This window comes from Streptomyces sp. Isolate_45, from assembly GCF_024721315.2.
GTDB lineage: Bacteria > Actinomycetota > Actinomycetes > Streptomycetales > Streptomycetaceae > Streptomyces.
On the sequence record NZ_JANFAK020000017.1, the window covers coordinates 41675 to 57187 of the forward strand.

The following is a 15513-nucleotide window of genomic DNA, read 5'->3' on the forward strand; positions in this document are numbered from 1 at the left end:
CCGCGCAGGCAGCACCCGACCCGAGCGTCACAGCCATGCGCCGGGCCATCGAGCTCGCCGCCCGCGGACTCGGCTCCACCAGCCCCAACCCCGTCGTCGGCTGCGTCATCACCGACCCCTCCGGCAACGTCGTCGGCGAAGGCTGGCACCGGCGGGCCGGCGGCCCGCACGCCGAGGTCCACGCCCTGCGCGCCGCGGGCGATGCCGCCCGCGGGGGCACCGCGTACGTCACCCTCGAACCCTGCAACCACACCGGCCGTACGGGCCCCTGCGCCCAGGCCCTCGTCGACGCCGGCGTCACCCGCGTGGTCTACGCCGTCCCCGACCCGAACCCGCAGGCCAGCGGCGGTGGCGCCACCCTGCGCGCCGCCGGGATCGACACCGCCGCCGGGCTCCTCGCGGACGAGGCCGAGGAGGGCAACGCCGCCTGGCTGACCTCCGTGCGCCTCGGCCGCCCCCACGTCCTGTGGAAGTACGCCGCCACCCTCGACGGTCGTACCGCCGCCGCCGACGGCACCAGTCGCTGGATCACCTGCGCCGAGTCCCGCGCCGACGTCCACCGGCTGCGCGCCGAGGCCGACGCCGTCGTCGTGGGCGCCGGAACCCTGCGCGCCGACGACCCGCACCTCGCCGTGCGGGGCGTGGAGGGCGCGGTCCAGCCGCTGCGCGTCGTCCTCGACACCCACGCCGCCGTCCGGCCCGGCGCACGCGTCCTCGACGACGCCGCCCCGACCCTCATCGCCGTCGGGAAGGACGCCGACACCGGGCACCTGCCCGGCGTCGACGTGGTCCGACTGCCCCACGACGAGCGCGGGCTGTCGATCGAGGCCCTCCTCGCCGAACTGCACGCGCGCGGCGTGCGCTCCGTCCTCCTCGAAGGCGGCTCCACCCTGGCGGGCGCCTTCGTCGCCGCCGGCGCCGTCGACAAGGTCGTCGGCTACCTCGCCCCCGTACTCCTCGGGGCCGGCCCCGCCGCCCTCGCCGACGCCGGGATCACGACCATCACCGAGGCCCTGCGGCTCACCCTCACCGGGACCACCCGCCTCGGCACGGACATCCGCATCACCGCCACACCCACGCACCCCTCCCGCCCCACCGCCCCCAAGGAGCACTGAGTGTTCACCGGAATCGTCGAAGAACTGGGCGAGGTCACCGCCGTCGAGCCGCTCGCCGAAGCCTCCCGCTTCCGCCTGCGCGGCCCGGTCGTGACCGAGGGCGCCAAGCACGGCGACTCGATCGCCGTCAACGGCGTCTGCCTGACCGTCGTGGAGACCGCCGACGGCGAGTTCACAGCCGACGTCATGCAGGAGACCCTGAACCGCTCCAGCCTCGGATCCCTCACCCAGGGCTCCCGGGTCAACCTGGAGCGCCCGATGGCCCTCGGCGGACGACTGGGCGGGCACCTGGTCCAGGGGCACGTGGACGGCACCGGCGAGATCCTCTCCCGCACCCCCTCCGAGCACTGGGAACTCGTCAAGGTCGCCCTTCCGGCGCACCTGGCGCGGTACGTCGTGGAGAAGGGCTCGATCACCGTCGACGGCGTCAGCCTCACCGTCGTCGAGGCCGGCGCCGACCACTTCACCATCAGCCTCATCCCCACCACCCTCGCGCTGACCACCCTGGGCATCAAGCGGCCCGGCGACCGGGTCAACCTGGAGGTCGACGTCCTCGCGAAGTACGTCGAACGCCTCATGGCCGCCGGCGTCGACCCGCTCCACACCGAGGGGGAGCAGCGATGAGTGCCCTGACCTGGCTCAACACGGAGGCCTTCGAGGTCTTCGACCAGAAGGTCATCTGGTCCGACATGATCGGCAACCTGATGGGCCTGGCCGCCCTCGCCCTCGGCTGGCGGCGTTCCATATGGACCTGGCCCGCCCAGCTCCTCTCCGGCCTGATCCTGGTCGCCGCCTACGCCTCCGCGCAGCTCGCGGGCGGCATCGGCAAGCAGCTCCTGGTGATCTCCGTCGCGATCTGGGGCTGGCGGGCCTGGCAGCTCGGCCGGCAGAAGGCCCAGGACGGCTCCATCGCCGTGCGCACCGCCACCTGGAAGGAGCGCGGCCTGCTCCTCGCCGGAGCGGCGGCCGGCACCCTCGCCGTCGGCGGCCTGTTCACGCTCGTCCCGTCGCTGTCGTGGAGCCCGTGGGCCGACGCCTACATCTTCGTCGGCACCATCGTCGCGATGGTGGCCCAGGCCCGCGGCCTCGTCGAGTTCTGGTTCGCCTGGCTGCTCGTCGACCTGGTGGGCGTCCCCCTCGCCTTCAACAGCGGCCTGGCCTTCTCCGGCCTCGTCTACGTCGTCTACTTCGCCCTCGTCCTGTGGGGCGCGTACGACTGGTACCAGCGCTCGCGCGCCACCCCTGCCCCGGCCCTCGAAGGAGCAACGGCATGACCACCCTCAAGCCCGTGCCGGACGTGCCCGAAGCCGAGCCGCAGGAGACCTTCCGGCTCGACCCGGTCGAGCAGGCCATCCGCGACATCGCCGCCGGGCGGCCGATCGTCGTCGTCGACGACGAGGACCGCGAGAACGAGGGCGACCTCGTCATCGCCGCCGAGAAGGCCACCCCCGAGATCATCGCGTTCATGATGAGCGAGTGCCGCGGCCTGATCTGCGCCCCCATGGAGGGCCCCGAGCTGGACCGGCTGGAACTCCCGCAGATGGTCCACAACAACACCGAGTCGATGCAGACGGCCTTCACCGTCTCCGTCGACGCGAGCGCCGCCCACGGCGTCAGCACCGGGATCTCCGCGGCCGACCGGGCCACCACGCTGCGCCTGCTGGCCAACGGCACCAGCGAGCCGTCCGACTTCGTCCGCCCCGGCCACGTCTTCCCGCTGCGCGCCAAGCCCGGCGGCGTGCTGGTCCGCAACGGCCACACCGAGGCGGCCGTCGACCTCGCCCGCCTCGCGGGCCTGCGTCCGGCCGGCGCCATCGTGGAGATCGCCGGCGAGGACGGCGTCATGCTGCGGCTGCCCGAACTGATCCCCTTCGCCCGCAAGCACGGCCTGACGATCATCTCCATCGAGGACCTGATCGCCTACCGGCGCTCCGCCGAGCCCACCGTGCGCCGCGAGGCCGAGGTCAGCCTGCCGACCGCGTTCGGCGCGTTCACCGCGTTCGGCTTCCGCTCCACCGTGGACGGCGTCGAGCACGTCGCCCTCGTCCACGGCGACATCGGCGACGGCTCCGACGTCCTGGTCCGCATGCACTCCGAGTGCCTGACCGGCGACATCTTCCAGTCCCAGCGCTGCGACTGCGGACCCCAACTGCACGCCTCCATGGGCCGCATCCAGGCCGAGGGCCGCGGCGTCGTCGTCTACCTGCGCGGGCACGAGGGCCGCGGCATCGGACTGCTGTCCAAGCTGCGCGCCTACGAGCTCCAGGAACGCGGCCGCGACACCCTGGACGCCAACCTGGAACTGGGGCTCCCCGCCGACGCCCGCGACTACGGGGCCGGCGCCCAGATCCTCGCCGACCTCGGCGTGCGCAGCGTCCGCCTGCTGACCAACAACCCCGACAAGTCCGCCGCGCTGGTCCGGCACGGCATCGCGGTCACCGGCCGGGAGTCGATGCCCGTCGAGGCGGGCGAGCACAACCTGCGGTACCTGCGCACCAAGCGGGACCGGATGGGGCACGACCTGCCGTGGCTGGAGGGGGCCGTGACCACCTCCGCCTGCGGCAACCAGTAACACCGCAAGGCCAGTAACACCGCAAGGCCAGTGACACCGCACGACCGCACCACGTACACACCGGCACACGAACCACCGAGGAGCAGAGCTGTGAGCGGCAAGGGCGCACCCGAACTGAGCGTGAAGAACTGTGGAGACCTCCGGGTCGCCGTGATCGCTGCCCAGTGGCACGAGAAGGTCATGGACGGGCTGGTCGACGGCGCCCTGCGGGCCCTGCACGAGCTGGGCATCGACGAGCCCACCCTGCTCCGCGTCCCCGGCAGCTTCGAGCTCCCGGTCGTGGCGAAGGTACTCGCCGGTCGCGGTTACGATGCCATCGTCGCCCTCGGAGTGGTCATCCGCGGCGGCACCCCCCACTTCGACTACGTGTGCCAGGGCGTCACCCAAGGCCTGGTGCAGGTGTCGATCGACACCGGAGTTCCCGTCGGCTTCGGCGTCCTGACCTGCGACAACGACGAGCAGGCGCTGGACCGCGCCGGGCTTGAGGGGTCGAACGAGGACAAGGGGCACGAAGCGGTCACCGCCGCCGTCTCCACCGCCATGACCCTGCGGACGGTCAGCGAACCCTGGCGCTGAGTGGCAGCGGGGGACCCCTTATTCTGAGGACCATCATGGCGAACACCTCCAAGACCTTCGAAGAGCTCTTCACCGAGCTCCAGCTCAAGGCCGCCACCGGCGACCCCAGCACCTCCCGCACCGCCGAGCTCGTCGGCAAGGGCGTCCATGCCATCGGCAAGAAGGTCGTCGAGGAGGCCGCGGAGGTCTGGATGGCCGCCGAGTACGAGGGCAAGGAAGCCGCCGCCGAGGAGATCTCCCAGCTGCTCTACCACGTCCAGGTGATGATGGTGGCGCGCGGGATCTCCCTCGACGACGTCTACGCGCACCTCTAGGCCCGGCGCCCCGCCGCGGGCCCCCCGCGCCCCGCTCACGCACACCCGTACGCACTCAAGCACCTACGCACCAAAGGAAGCCCCATGCTGCGCATCGCCGTCCCCAACAAGGGCTCACTCTCCGGAGCGGCGTCGGCGATGCTCCATGAGGCCGGCTACCGCCAGCGCAAGGAGTCCAAGGAACTCGTCACGGTCGACCCCGAGAACGAGGTCGAGTTCTTCTACCTCCGCCCGAAGGACATCGCGATCTACGTCGCGTCGGGCAAGCTCGACATCGGCATCACCGGCCGTGACCTGCTGCTGGACTCCGGGGCCAACGCCGAGGAGATCCTCCCGCTGAACTTCGGGCGCTCCACCTTCCGCTACGCCACCAAGCCCGGCACCGCGAAGGGCCCCGAGGACTTCGGCGGGATGACGATCGCGACCTCGTACGAGGGAATCGTCGCCAAGCACCTCGCCGAGCTCGGCATCGACGCCTCCATCGTCCACCTCGACGGCGCCGTCGAGACGGCCATCGAGCTCGGCGTCGCCCAGATCATCGCGGACGTCGTCGAGACCGGCACCAGCCTGCGCAACGCCGGCCTGGAGGTCATCGGCGAGCCGATCCTCAAGTCCGAGGCGACCGTCATCCGCCGCACCGGCGCCGGCACCGACGACCCGAAGGTCGCGCAGTTCCTGCGCCGCCTCCAGGGCGTCCTGGTGGCCCGCAGCTACGTGATGATGGACTACGACTGCCGCGCCGAGCACCTGGAGCGCGCGGTCGCCCTCACGCCGGGCCTGGAGTCGCCGACGATCTCCCCGCTGCACAACGAGGGCTGGGTCGCCGTCCGCGCGATGGTTCCCGCCAAGGAAGCCCAGCGGATCATGGACGACCTGTACGAGCTCGGCGCGCGCGCGATCCTCACCACCTCGATCCACGCCTGCCGCCTCTGACACCTGCCGCCCCCGGCAGCAGACGTTCACCCCACCTCCTCGCAGAACCGAGCGCACCCATGGCCGAGTCCGCCGCCCAGCCCGCAACGCCCACCCTGCCGGTCACCTTCCGGCCGAACCGGACGCGGGCCGTGCTGCTGAGCGTCGGGCTCGCCATGTTCGCCACGATCACCACCGTCGCGCTGCTGCTGGAGAAGCTCAGCGCGGGCGAGCGCGTCAGCTTCGTCTTCACCGCCGCCCTGCTCAGCTCCGTCCTCGTCCTGCTCAGCCGCCCCAAGGTGGTCGCCGACGAGGGCGGGGTCACGGTCATCAACCTGACCACCACCCGCCGCCTGGAGTGGGCGCAGATCCTGCGCGTCAACCTGCGCCCGGGCGACCCGTGGGTGTTCCTGGACCTCAGCGACGGCACCAGCCTGCCCGTCCTCGGCATCCAGCCCGGAGTCGCCAAGGCCCAGGCGATCGGCGACGCCCGCACCCTGCGCGCCCTGGCCGAAACCCGGGGAACCGGCGCAAACGACCGCTAGCGCGCCGAGCCCCGCCGCTGCGTCCCATTGCGGCAGCGATCCCAATGACTACCCTGGTGGCGGGGCGCGGCCGCGCGCCCTCCCACACGCCCCGGGACCCCGAGGCCCGTGGGCACCTGCGACCAGAGGAGTGACTCCCTCCAGCAATGGACGGATCGTCCGGTAGTACCCGCGCCGCCCTCCCCCCGGAGGCGGCGGCATGACCACCCCGCTACTCCTGCTCCTGGCGGCCTTCGCCCTGATCCTCGCCAACGGTTTCTTCGTGGCGGCCGAATTCGGCCTCGTCACCGTGGAGAGACCCGAGGCCGAACGCGCCGCCGCCGAGGGGGACCGCCGTGCCCGCACGGTCGTCGACGCCCTGAGGGAGCTGTCCTTCCAGCTCTCCGGCACCCAGCTCGGCATCACCATCACCTCCCTCGTCGTCGGCATGCTGGCCGAACCGGCCCTCGCCGCCCTGCTGTCCGGGCCGCTCGCCGCGACCGGCCTGCCCCGGGGAGCCGTCCCCGGCATCGCCGTCGTCATAGGCATGCTGCTCGCCTCCGCCGTCCAGATGGTCGTCGGCGAGCTCGTCCCGAAGAACTGGGCGATCTCCCGCCCGCTCCAGGTGGCCCGCTTCGTCGCCGGCCCCCAGCAGGTGTTCTCCCGGGCCTTCCGACCCGTCATCGCCGGCCTCAACTCCGTCGCGAACCGTCTCGTACGGGCGCTGGGAGTGGAGCCGACCGAGGAGATGGCCTCCGCCCGGACCCCCGGCGAACTGGTCTCCCTGGTCCGCCATTCGGCCCAGGCCGGCGCCCTCGAACAGGACACCGCCGACCTCTTCGTACGGACCCTGTCGCTGGGCGGGCTCACCGCCCAGCACGTCATGACCCCCCGCGTGAAGGTCAGCGCCCTCCAGCACACGGCCACCGCGGCCGACGTGCTGAACCTGACCCGGGCCACCGGGCTGTCCCGCTTCCCCGTGTACCGCGAACGCATCGACGAGATCACCGGTGTGGTCCACCTCAAGGACGCCCTGGCCGTACCCGAGGGCCGGCGCTCCCGCACCCCCGTCGGCCGGATCTGCGTCGCCCCGCTGCTGGTGCCCGGCTCCCTGCCGGTGCAGCCCCTGCTGGAGCGACTGCGCAGCGAACAGCCGATGGCCGTGGTGGTAGACGAGTACGGCGGCACCGCGGGCGTGGTCACCCTGGAGGACATCGTGGAGGAACTCGTCGGCGAGGTCCGCGACGAGCACGACCTCGCCGAGGACGGCCGCCCCGAACTGGCCGCCGCACCCCCCGAGGACGGCCGCCCCTCCTGGGAGGCCGACGGCAGCTGCCGCGTCCACACCCTGCGCCGCATAGGCCTGGAAGTCCCCGAGGGCCCCTACGAGACCGTCGCCGGTCTCGTCGCGGACCTGCTGGGCCGCATCCCCGCCCCCGGCGACCGGGCCGAGCTCCCCGGCTGGAAGCTGTCCGTCCGCCAGGTCGGCCGCAACCGCGCCGAACGCGTCCGGCTCGTCCGCCTGACGACGGTCCCCGCCGGTGGCCCGTACGGGCTCCTCCCCGGGGCCGACCGCGGCGCCCGGTCCGAACCCGTCCGCACCGCGGCCGACGCCGGAGCTCCGGCCGAGCTGGAAGGCGCTGCCCGATGAACGCCCTCCAACTCCTCTTCGCCCTCCTCCTGGTCCTCGCCAACGGCTTCTTCGTCGGAGCCGAGTTCGCGCTCGTCTCCGTACGCCGCAGTCAGATCGAGCCCCTCGCGGCCGGATCCAAACGGGCCCGCCAGGTGCTGTACGGGCTGGAGAACCTGCCGCGCATGATGGCGGCCGCCCAGTTCGGCATCACCCTCTGCTCGATCACCCTCGGCGCGGTCGCCGAGCCCACCGTGGCCCGGTTGCTGGAGCCCGTCTTCCACGCCGTCCACGTCCCGCAGGGCCTCATCCACCCCCTCGGCTACGTCTTCGCGTTGTCCGCCGTGGTCTTCCTGCACCTGGTGATCGGCGAGATGGTCCCGAAGAACCTGGCGATGGCGGCCCCCGAACGGACCGCGCTGTGGTTCAGCCCCGGCCTGGTCGCCTTCGCCCGCGTGTGCGGCCCGGTCACCGCCGCCCTCGGTGCCTGCGCCGCGCTCGTCCTGCGGCTCTTCAAGGTCGAGCCCAAGGACGAGGTCGAGGCCGTCTACACCTCCGCGCAGCTCGGCCGGCTCGTCGAGGACTCCCGGCAGGCCGGGCTCCTCGGGTCCGTCGAGCAGGAGCGCCTGGAGGACGCACTGGAACTGGGCAGCCGCCCCGTCACCGACGTCCTGCTGCCCCGGGAACGGCTCGTCACGGTCGGCCCGGCGGTGACACCCCGCCAGATCGAGCAGTTGACCGTCCGCACGGGCTACTCCCGTTTCCCCGTCCGCTCCGACACCGGCGCCTTCATGGGCTACCTGCACGTGAAGGACGTCCTCGACCTGGAGGATCGCGAGCGGGCCGTGCCCCAGCGGGTCTGGCGCCGGATGACCACCCTGTGCTCCACCCTGCCCCTCGACGACGCCCTCAGCGTCATGCGGCGCGACGCCACCCACCTGGCGCAGGTCGCCGACCCGGCGGGGCGCGTCCTCGGCCTCGTCGCCCTGGAGGACGTCCTGGAGATGCTGGTCGGCGAGGTCCGCGACCCCTCCCACCGCAGCTACGCCCGCAGCGCGTAGCACCCGCGGCCCGGGCGACGCCACCGTCGGCCCGGCCCCGCCCGCCCTCCGGGGCGCCGGGGCCGGGCCGTTGTCGTACGGCCCGCCCGCATCACGCGACGGCGGTCCCCTCCAGCTCGACCATCAGGGAGGGGATGGCCAGCCGGGACACCCCGAGCATCGTGGTGGTCGGCGCCACCCGGGCGGCGCCCAACCGTGACGCCAGTACGCCGTAGTGCTGGAAGAGCAGGTCGACGTCAGTGGTGTGGACGTTGAGCCGGACGAGGTTCCCGAGGGACATGCCCGCCCCACCGAGCACGGCCTCCAGGTTGTCCAGGCTCAGCGCCAACTGCGCCGCCATGTCACCGTCGTGCAGGGGCTTTCCGTCGCCGCTCATCGCGGTCTGCCCCGAGCAGTACAGGGTCCGGGTCTGCCCGGAGACGACCTCGCCCTGGTTGTAGCCCAGCTCCACCGACCACGTCCACGGGTTGACCGCCGTGCGTTCCATCGTCATGTCCGCTCCATTCGATGCGTCGACCGCAGGTACGTCCGTCCGTCGGTCGGCCCGGTGGCCGGCCGTCCTCGACGTCGTACGGAAAGCCTCGCAATGAATCACGACACCCTGTGTCGTGTATGTCGGTAGGGTTTTCACATGCGCGCCGATCGGTTGGTCTCCCTGGTGCTGATGCTGCGCCGGCGCGGTCGGCTGTCCGCGGCCACGCTGGCCCGCGAGCTGGAGGTGTCCACCCGCACCGTGCTGCGCGACATGGAGGCGCTGTCCGCGGCCGGCGTCCCGGTCCACGCCGAACGCGGCCGGCACGGCGGGTTCGCGTTGCTGCCCGGGTTCCGGACCGAGCTCACCGGACTCAACCACGACGAGTCCCTCGCGCTGCTGGTCGCCGGATCGCGGCGCGGCGCGCAGGCGTTCGGCCTCGGCTCGGCGCTCGCCTCGGCCATGCTCAAAGTGGTCGACGCACTGCCCGAAGGCCATCGGGACACCGCGACCGGAGTGGCCGAGCGACTGCTCATCGACCCGGAGACCGACCTCCTCTCGCGCCGCGTGGTCGCCGAGGAGGTGTCCGACGCCGTCGTGTCCGAGGTCAGGCGCGCGGTCTTCGCCGGACACAAGCTGCGCATCCACTACGCGGCGACGGACCGGCCGGCGCAGTGGCGCACGGTGGACCCGATCGGCCTGGTCACCGTGCGGGAGCGGGGCTACCTGCTGGCCACGAGAGCGGGCGCGGACCGCACCTACCGGCTGTCCCGGGTCCGGGCCGCCGAGGAACTCGACGAACCCGCGCAGCGACCGGACCGGATCGATCTGGACCGGGCCTGGCAGGACCGCAGCTCGCGGTTCCGGACCGGCGGCGACCAGGTCACCGTGGTGCTCCGGCTCCACCCGGCGCGGCGGGAGAACCTGCTGGACACCGCGCTGGCCGTCCTCACCGAGGAAGCCGACCCCGACGGCCGACTACGGCTGACGGTGACCTTCCAGGACGCGAGGCACGCCGAATGGGCGCTGTGGCAGTTGGCCACGCACGCCGAAGCCCTGACCCCGCACTGGTTGCGCGCCTCCCTGCGCGAACGCGCCGCCGCGCTCGCCGGTCACTACGAGGCGACGCCCGACCCCGGAGCCGTCACGACCGGACCCTAGGGCCCGTCGTCGAATTCCCCTCCGCCTCGCGGCGTTGGGGCGACGACGGGAGTTCGACGACAGGCCCTAGAGCGGCGGTGGCTCCGGCCGTTCCTGGGGGCCGCGGCCCGACAGGACCTCCCCGTACGCCTGCATCAGGTCCGCCAGCCGCAGCGTCGCCAGGTCGTCCCGCGAGGGCTCCCCGGCGAATCCCGCCAGCCGCAGGTCCCGGTAGGCGCAGCTCTTCTCGTACAGGGTGCGCAGGAAGCGACCGTTGCCCAACTCGTCGATCCAGCCCTGCTCGACGACGTGCCCGCTGATGCTGCGCAGTTCCTCCAGGGCCTCCTCGTCCCACCGGTCCCCGTTCGCCTCCGCCAGCACCCCGCCGATCGAGGTGAGTTCCGGCGGCCGGTAGCTGGGGAAGTCCACCCGGGTCGTGAACCGCGACGACAGCCCGGGGTTCGCGCCGAGGAGCCGGTCCATCCCCGCCGGATAGCCGGCCAGGATCACCACCAGGTGGTCCCGGTTGTCCTCCGCCCGCTTCAACAGCACCTGAAGCGCCTCGTCCCCGTACGCGTCACCCTTGCTGTAGCCGGAGTTGGACAGGCTGTACGCCTCGTCGACGAACAGCACGCCGCCGATCGCCGAATCGATCAGCTCGTTCGCCTTCACCGCGGTCTGTCCGAGGAACTCACCGACCAGATCGGCCCGTTGGGCCTCCACCAGATGGTCGCCGCCGAGCAACCCCAGCGCGTAGAAGACCCGCCCCAGGATCCGCGCCACCGTGGTCTTCCCGGTGCCCGAGGGGCCCGAGAAGACGAAGTGGCGTTTTGGCGGCTGCACCGGCAACCCCTGCGCCGCCCGCAACCTGGCCATGTGCAACTGCGCCGACAGGGCCTTCACCTGCCGCTTCACCGGATCGAGCCCCACCATCCGCTCCAGCTCCGCCAGCGCCTCGGCCAGCGCCTGCGGATCGGCGGGCCCGGCCGGCAGTCCGGCCGGAGCGCCCTGCGGCGGCACGGACACCTTGTGCCGTGCGCCCTCCAACCCGCCCGCGCCCGCCGACGGCACGAAACGCTGCTCGGGCGGGTCCAGCGGCGTCGGCGGATCCGAATCCACCTGGCCGTCAGCCGCGACGTCCTGGAAGGGACCCCCGCCGAGCGCCACGGCGGCGTAGTCCCCGCCGGCCGTCGACAGACCGTGCCCCGCCAACCCCTCGGTGACGTGCCCGGAGAGCCCCGCGAACCCGGCCATGTCGTCGGGGTCGCTGCTGTCCGCGATGGCCGTCAGCCGGGCCGCGGTGTCCATGAACGCCGGATCCACCCGGTGCACCGCCCGGTACAGCGGCAGCGCGGCGGCGCTGCGCCCGGTTCCCTCGTGCGCCCGCGCCAGCCAGTACCGCAGCTCCTTGCGCTGCGGCTGCTCGCTGCGACAGCGCATCAGCGCCGCCGACAGCATCGGCTCCGCCTGCCCGTACATCTCCAACCGCACCCGGGCCATGCCACCGAACAGGCCGGCCTCGATGCCCAGCAGCGGATCGTCCACCAGCGGCTCCGTGTGCCGCACCAACTGCTCCCAGTCCTTGACCAGGTAGGCGCGGCAGGCGTGCAGGAACCGGACCTGCGGATCGGCGTCCACCGGCGGCAGCGCGGCGAGGGCCTGGTCCAGCTCCGGCACGTGCCGGCCGTCCAGCCAGTGGGAGGCGTGGGCCAGCAGCAGGTCGCGCCGGCTCTCCAGCACCGGCTGCACCCACCAGCCCAACCAGTACCAGGAGTTGAGCGTCCGCCGGTGCCGCGCCCGCTGCTCGCCGAAGCGGTCCCGGTGCGCGTACATGCGGAGCAGGGCGTTGGTGGTGTCCACGCGGAGCGCGTGCAGGCCCAACCAGGCGTCCGCCATGGTGGGGTCGAACCTGACGGCCGACCGGAACTCCTCCTCGGCCTGCGGATAGGCACCCATCGTGCAGGCGTCCACCCCGCGCAGCCAGGCGAGTTCGGCCGGGGCGTGTGCGCTGCCCGGCATGCCGAAGTCCATCACATCCCCCACAAGCCAGCCCCGTGGTACGCGGCAACCCCCGTGCTGCGCACGCGAGTTGTCCACCCCGCCGATGAAATCAGGGCTGCATCGTACCTGCGGTGACGCACCTTACCCAGGGTGCGACGGGGACGGGTCGCGCGTGCGCTCCGGACGCGCATGGTAACGCACGGTGAGGATCGGTGGGGGGAGCGGCCCGCGGGGCGTCGGACGGGGACCGTGCCGGGGGCAGGACGGAGCCCCCGGTCACGGGGGAACAACCGGGGGCTCCATGGGCGCGGCTGCCTTCGCAGACCGCGCATTCAGAACGTAAGGCCGTCGCCGGGGCCTGGTCAAGCGGGTCGGAACGGGCCCGTGGACGCCGTTCCGCGGCGCCGATCAGGCCTGGGGCAGTCCGTCGCTCCCGGTGACGGAAGCGGCGGTTCCCGGCGTCGCAGCAGCCCCTGAAGTCCACTCGTATCCCGTACCGCTCTGGCGTACCAGGGTGTCGGCGAAGGGGCGCGAAGGGTCGTCCGAGAAGTGCGCGCGCTCGGCGCGCTCCCATCCGTCCCAGAAGTCGGAAAGTTCACGCCCGTCCCGGTTCCTCCCGCGCCCCCAGGAGGTCTCACGGGCGGTCTCCATCCACAGCAGCCGCGCCAGGCGCGGCCGCAGGGCCCGCCGGCCGGCTCCGACCCCCTCGACGAGCACCACCGGCGCCGGCTCCAGCACCCGCTCCGGCCCGAAGCGCCGTTCCACCCAGTCGTACGGGGCCCAGTGCGCGGCCCGGCCCGCCGCCAGCGGCCGCAGCACCTGCGCGTCCAGCCGGCGCCACCAGTCGAACAGCTCCTCATGGGTGGCCACGTCGTCGAGGTGCAGCACCGGCGCCCCGCCGAGGGCCCCGGCGAGCCTCCCCGCGAACGTGCTCTTCCCCGAACCGGCGTGCCCGTCGACCCCGATCAATCGGACCGGGCCGAGGGAGGGCGGCAGGGCGGTGAGCTCCCGTGCGAGTGACTCAAGTGACTGCTGTGGTTCCACCCGGCCAGCTTAGGCGGCCCGTTCGGAGGGGGTCGTTCACCCCGACACGTGCCCGTGGCTTCGGCCCCCGGCCCGCGGGAACTGGAAGGGTGGACGAGCCGATCCACCGCACCGACACCGACCCCTGGGGGCCAACGCCGATGACCGCACCCACGCCGCGCCGGGCTCTCCTGGCCGTCGCCCTCGCCGCCGCCACCACGGTCGGCCTCCCCGGGGGGCGGGCCTCGGCCGGTCCGGCCCCGTCCTCCGCCCCGGGAACCGGACCCGTACCCGCGCCTAACGCGGAGGGCGCGGCCGCCGGCGGGGACGCCACCGCGACCGCCACCGCGCGGACCGTCGACAACCGGTTCTGGTACTCCCTGTCCCACTGGCGGGCCGGAACCCACAACGGCACCACCGCCGTCGGCGGCGCCCGCCCCGGCCTGGAGATCGCGACCCCGGCCGGCCGCACCGTCTACACCGACCCCCACACGGCCAGGAAGGCCACCTGGGAGTACGCGACCTGGACCTCGCCCGTCCACCGCTCGACGGTCCCCGCCACCGAGGCCATCGCCTCCTGGAACGCCCGCACCCCGGCCGGCACCTGGATCCAGATCGAACTGCGCGGCACCTACACCGACGGCAAGGCCACCCCCTGGTACGTGATGGGCCGCTGGGCCGCCGGGGACGGCGACATCCGCCGCACCTCCGTCGACGGCCAGACCGACGGCCGGACCACCGTCTGGACCGACAGCCTGGCCGTCGACAACCCGGCGTCCGGCGTCCGGATCAAGGACTGGCAGCTGCGACTGACCCTGTACCGCAAGCCCGGCGCCGACCGGGGGCCCACGGTCTGGCTGGCCGGCGCGATGGTCTCCGACATCCCGGACCGGTTCACCGTCACCGCCTCCACGCCCTCGGGGAAGGCGCACGAGCTGAAGGTCCCGCGCTACTCGCAGGAGATCCACGCCGGCCGCTACCCGGAGTACGACAACGGCGGCGAGGCCTGGTGCAGCCCCACCTCCTCCCAGATGGTGGTGGAGTTCTGGGGCGGCCGCGCCTCCACGAAGGCGCTGTCCTGGGTCAAGGCCGGCTACCGGGACCCCCAGGTCTGCCACGCGGCCCGCTCCACCTATGACGCCGCCTACAAGGGCTGCGGCAACTGGCCCTTCAACGCCGCCTACGCCGCCACCTACCGGGGCCTCGCGGGCGTCGTCACCCGGCTCACGTCCCTCGCCGACCTGGAGACCCTGGTCCGCGCCGGGATCCCCGTCATCACCTCCCAGTCCTTCCGCGCGGAGGAACTCGGCGGCGCGGGCTACGGCACCGCTGGTCACCTGATGACCGTGATCGGCTTCACCGCCGCCGGGGACGTGATCGCCAACGACCCCAACTCGCCCGACAACCCCGCCGTCCGCCGCGTCTACAAGCGTCGGGAGTGGGAGAACAACTGGTTGCGGACCAAGCGCCACAACGCCGCCGGGAAGACCGTCTCCGGGACCGGGGGCATCTGCTACCTCTACGGACCGGCCGTCCCGGGGCCGGTCCAGACCGCCGCGCTGAAGGCGGTCGGAGTGTTGTGAAATTGGTCTGGTGCGGACGGCTTAAAAGTCGGAATATGGGCATAAAGGGCACATAAGGCTTCGCGTAGGAGGCAGCCCGCCATGACCACCCATCCGAGAATCGAAAGCCACCCGGACCTCGCCGAGATGCGGACCAGGTTCGAGCGGGTGACCAGCACTCCCGCGGCGCAGGCGGTCGAGGCCCTGGCCCTGATCACGGGCCTGTACCTGGCCGCCTCGCCGTGGATCGCGGGGTTCAGCGCGCTCTCGCCGCTGGCCGTCAACAACCTCATCGCCGGCCTGGCGTTCTGCCTGTGCATGGGCGGACTCGGGTCGGCGTACGAGCGCACGCACGCGATGGCCTGGACGGCCGTCGCGATCGGCGCCTGGACGATCATCGCCCCGTGGGTCATCGCCGGAGAGATGGACACGACCCGCAGCGTGGTCAGCAACATCATCACCGGAGCCATCGCCCTCTGCCTCGGTCTGGCCATGGTGGCCATGGGCGGCCGCCGGCGTGACGGCATGACCTGACCGTACGCGGTACCCGTCACCGGGTCCCGGCCGCAGCCCGCTCCGGCGGGCCCGGCCGGGGCCCGGCGACGTGACGC

General features: G+C 72.7%; 16 protein-coding genes. 13 read left to right on the forward strand and 3 right to left on the reverse strand.

Annotated features, from left to right (window positions below):
• The first annotated feature begins 35 nt into the window (after positions 1 to 35).
• From ribD to NOD94_RS08735, 10 genes are all read left to right on the forward strand, one after another.
• Positions 36 to 1115 (forward strand): bifunctional diaminohydroxyphosphoribosylaminopyrimidine deaminase/5-amino-6-(5-phosphoribosylamino)uracil reductase RibD, encoded by a 1080-nt coding sequence (gene ribD / locus NOD94_RS08690; protein WP_281205214.1) that lies wholly within the window; start codon positions 36 to 38, stop codon positions 1113 to 1115.
• Positions 1116 to 1739 carry a riboflavin synthase gene (locus NOD94_RS08695; RefSeq protein ID WP_281205176.1) on the forward strand — a complete coding sequence of 208 codons (624 nt, stop codon included), beginning with the start codon at positions 1116 to 1118 and terminating at the stop codon, positions 1737 to 1739.
• Positions 1736 to 2389 (forward strand): nicotinamide mononucleotide transporter family protein, encoded by a 654-nt coding sequence (locus tag NOD94_RS08700; RefSeq protein ID WP_281205177.1) that lies wholly within the window; start codon positions 1736 to 1738, stop codon positions 2387 to 2389. Before NOD94_RS08695 ends, NOD94_RS08700 begins: the two co-directional genes overlap by 4 nt.
• On the forward strand, positions 2386 to 3687 hold the full coding sequence (locus tag NOD94_RS08705; RefSeq protein ID WP_281205178.1) for a bifunctional 3,4-dihydroxy-2-butanone-4-phosphate synthase/GTP cyclohydrolase II: 1302 nt from the start codon (positions 2386 to 2388) through the stop codon (positions 3685 to 3687). The genes NOD94_RS08700 and NOD94_RS08705 overlap by 4 nt, the downstream gene beginning before the upstream one ends.
• Before the next feature lie 90 nt (positions 3688 to 3777).
• On the forward strand, positions 3778 to 4263 hold the full coding sequence (ribH, locus tag NOD94_RS08710) for a 6,7-dimethyl-8-ribityllumazine synthase (RefSeq protein ID WP_007262951.1): 486 nt from the start codon (positions 3778 to 3780) through the stop codon (positions 4261 to 4263).
• A 35-nt stretch (positions 4264 to 4298) separates the two neighbouring features.
• Complete coding sequence (locus NOD94_RS08715) at positions 4299 to 4577, forward strand: phosphoribosyl-ATP diphosphatase (RefSeq protein WP_281205179.1); 279 nt, start codon at positions 4299 to 4301, stop codon at positions 4575 to 4577.
• 84 nt (positions 4578 to 4661) lie between these two features.
• Positions 4662 to 5510, forward strand: a complete 849-nt coding sequence (gene hisG, locus NOD94_RS08720) for an ATP phosphoribosyltransferase (RefSeq protein ID WP_281205181.1) — start codon at positions 4662 to 4664, stop codon at positions 5508 to 5510.
• A gap of 59 nt (positions 5511 to 5569) precedes the next feature.
• The gene (locus NOD94_RS08725; protein WP_281205182.1) at positions 5570 to 6034 is read left to right on the forward strand and encodes a PH domain-containing protein; all 465 of its coding nucleotides are present in this window, start codon (positions 5570 to 5572) and stop codon (positions 6032 to 6034) included.
• A gap of 199 nt (positions 6035 to 6233) precedes the next feature.
• A complete protein-coding gene (locus NOD94_RS08730; protein ID WP_281205183.1) occupies positions 6234 to 7664 on the forward strand; it encodes a hemolysin family protein in 1431 nt (476 codons plus the stop codon).
• Positions 7661 to 8704: a hemolysin family protein gene (locus NOD94_RS08735; RefSeq protein ID WP_281205184.1), complete on the forward strand. Its 1044-nt coding sequence runs from the start codon at positions 7661 to 7663 to the stop codon at positions 8702 to 8704. Before NOD94_RS08730 ends, NOD94_RS08735 begins: the two co-directional genes overlap by 4 nt.
• A gap of 91 nt (positions 8705 to 8795) precedes the next feature.
• Here the strand turns inward: NOD94_RS08735 and NOD94_RS08740 are convergent, their stop codons facing one another.
• Positions 8796 to 9191: a RidA family protein gene (locus NOD94_RS08740; protein WP_281205215.1), complete on the reverse strand. Its 396-nt coding sequence runs from the start codon at positions 9189 to 9191 to the stop codon at positions 8796 to 8798.
• A gap of 144 nt (positions 9192 to 9335) precedes the next feature.
• On the opposite strand from NOD94_RS08740, the gene NOD94_RS08745 reads away from it, so the two are divergent.
• The gene (locus tag NOD94_RS08745) at positions 9336 to 10337 is read left to right on the forward strand and encodes a WYL domain-containing protein (protein WP_281205185.1); all 1002 of its coding nucleotides are present in this window, start codon (positions 9336 to 9338) and stop codon (positions 10335 to 10337) included.
• 66 nt (positions 10338 to 10403) lie between these two features.
• Here the strand turns inward: NOD94_RS08745 and NOD94_RS08750 are convergent, their stop codons facing one another.
• Together NOD94_RS08750 and NOD94_RS08755 are read right to left on the reverse strand one after the other, a co-directional pair.
• Positions 10404 to 12347: an AAA family ATPase gene (locus NOD94_RS08750; RefSeq protein WP_281205186.1), complete on the reverse strand. Its 1944-nt coding sequence runs from the start codon at positions 12345 to 12347 to the stop codon at positions 10404 to 10406.
• 378 nt (positions 12348 to 12725) lie between these two features.
• The gene (locus NOD94_RS08755) at positions 12726 to 13361 is read right to left on the reverse strand and encodes a hypothetical protein (protein ID WP_281205187.1); all 636 of its coding nucleotides are present in this window, start codon (positions 13359 to 13361) and stop codon (positions 12726 to 12728) included.
• A gap of 140 nt (positions 13362 to 13501) precedes the next feature.
• Between NOD94_RS08755 and NOD94_RS08760 the strand changes: the two genes are divergently transcribed.
• Both NOD94_RS08760 and NOD94_RS08765 read left to right on the forward strand, forming a co-directional pair.
• Positions 13502 to 14923 carry a peptidase C39 family protein gene (locus NOD94_RS08760; protein WP_281205217.1) on the forward strand — a complete coding sequence of 474 codons (1422 nt, stop codon included), beginning with the start codon at positions 13502 to 13504 and terminating at the stop codon, positions 14921 to 14923.
• 81 nt (positions 14924 to 15004) lie between these two features.
• A complete protein-coding gene (locus tag NOD94_RS08765; protein WP_281205188.1) occupies positions 15005 to 15436 on the forward strand; it encodes an SPW repeat protein in 432 nt (143 codons plus the stop codon).
• Positions 15437 to 15513 lie beyond the last annotated feature (77 nt).

Excerpts from the sequence above, each read along its gene's own strand:
- NOD94_RS08760 (WP_281205217.1), top strand. The coding sequence starts at position 13,502 with ATGACCGCACCCACGCCGCGCCGGGCTCTCCTGGCCGTCGCCCTCGCC.
- NOD94_RS08730 (WP_281205183.1), top strand. The coding sequence starts at position 6,234 with ATGACCACCCCGCTACTCCTGCTCCTGGCGGCCTTCGCCCTGATCCTC.
- NOD94_RS08705 (WP_281205178.1), top strand. The coding sequence starts at position 2,386 with ATGACCACCCTCAAGCCCGTGCCGGACGTGCCCGAAGCCGAGCCGCAG.
- NOD94_RS08715 (WP_281205179.1), top strand. The coding sequence starts at position 4,299 with ATGGCGAACACCTCCAAGACCTTCGAAGAGCTCTTCACCGAGCTCCAG.
- NOD94_RS08765 (WP_281205188.1), top strand. The coding sequence starts at position 15,005 with ATGACCACCCATCCGAGAATCGAAAGCCACCCGGACCTCGCCGAGATG.
- NOD94_RS08750 (WP_281205186.1), bottom strand. The coding sequence starts at position 12,347 with ATGGACTTCGGCATGCCGGGCAGCGCACACGCCCCGGCCGAACTCGCC.
- ribD (WP_281205214.1), top strand. The coding sequence starts at position 36 with ATGCGCCGGGCCATCGAGCTCGCCGCCCGCGGACTCGGCTCCACCAGC.
- NOD94_RS08700 (WP_281205177.1), top strand. The coding sequence starts at position 1,736 with ATGAGTGCCCTGACCTGGCTCAACACGGAGGCCTTCGAGGTCTTCGAC.
- NOD94_RS08725 (WP_281205182.1), top strand. The coding sequence starts at position 5,570 with ATGGCCGAGTCCGCCGCCCAGCCCGCAACGCCCACCCTGCCGGTCACC.
- NOD94_RS08735 (WP_281205184.1), top strand. The coding sequence starts at position 7,661 with ATGAACGCCCTCCAACTCCTCTTCGCCCTCCTCCTGGTCCTCGCCAAC.
- NOD94_RS08740 (WP_281205215.1), bottom strand. The coding sequence starts at position 9,191 with ATGGAACGCACGGCGGTCAACCCGTGGACGTGGTCGGTGGAGCTGGGC.
- NOD94_RS08745 (WP_281205185.1), top strand. The coding sequence starts at position 9,336 with ATGCGCGCCGATCGGTTGGTCTCCCTGGTGCTGATGCTGCGCCGGCGC.
- hisG (WP_281205181.1), top strand. The coding sequence starts at position 4,662 with ATGCTGCGCATCGCCGTCCCCAACAAGGGCTCACTCTCCGGAGCGGCG.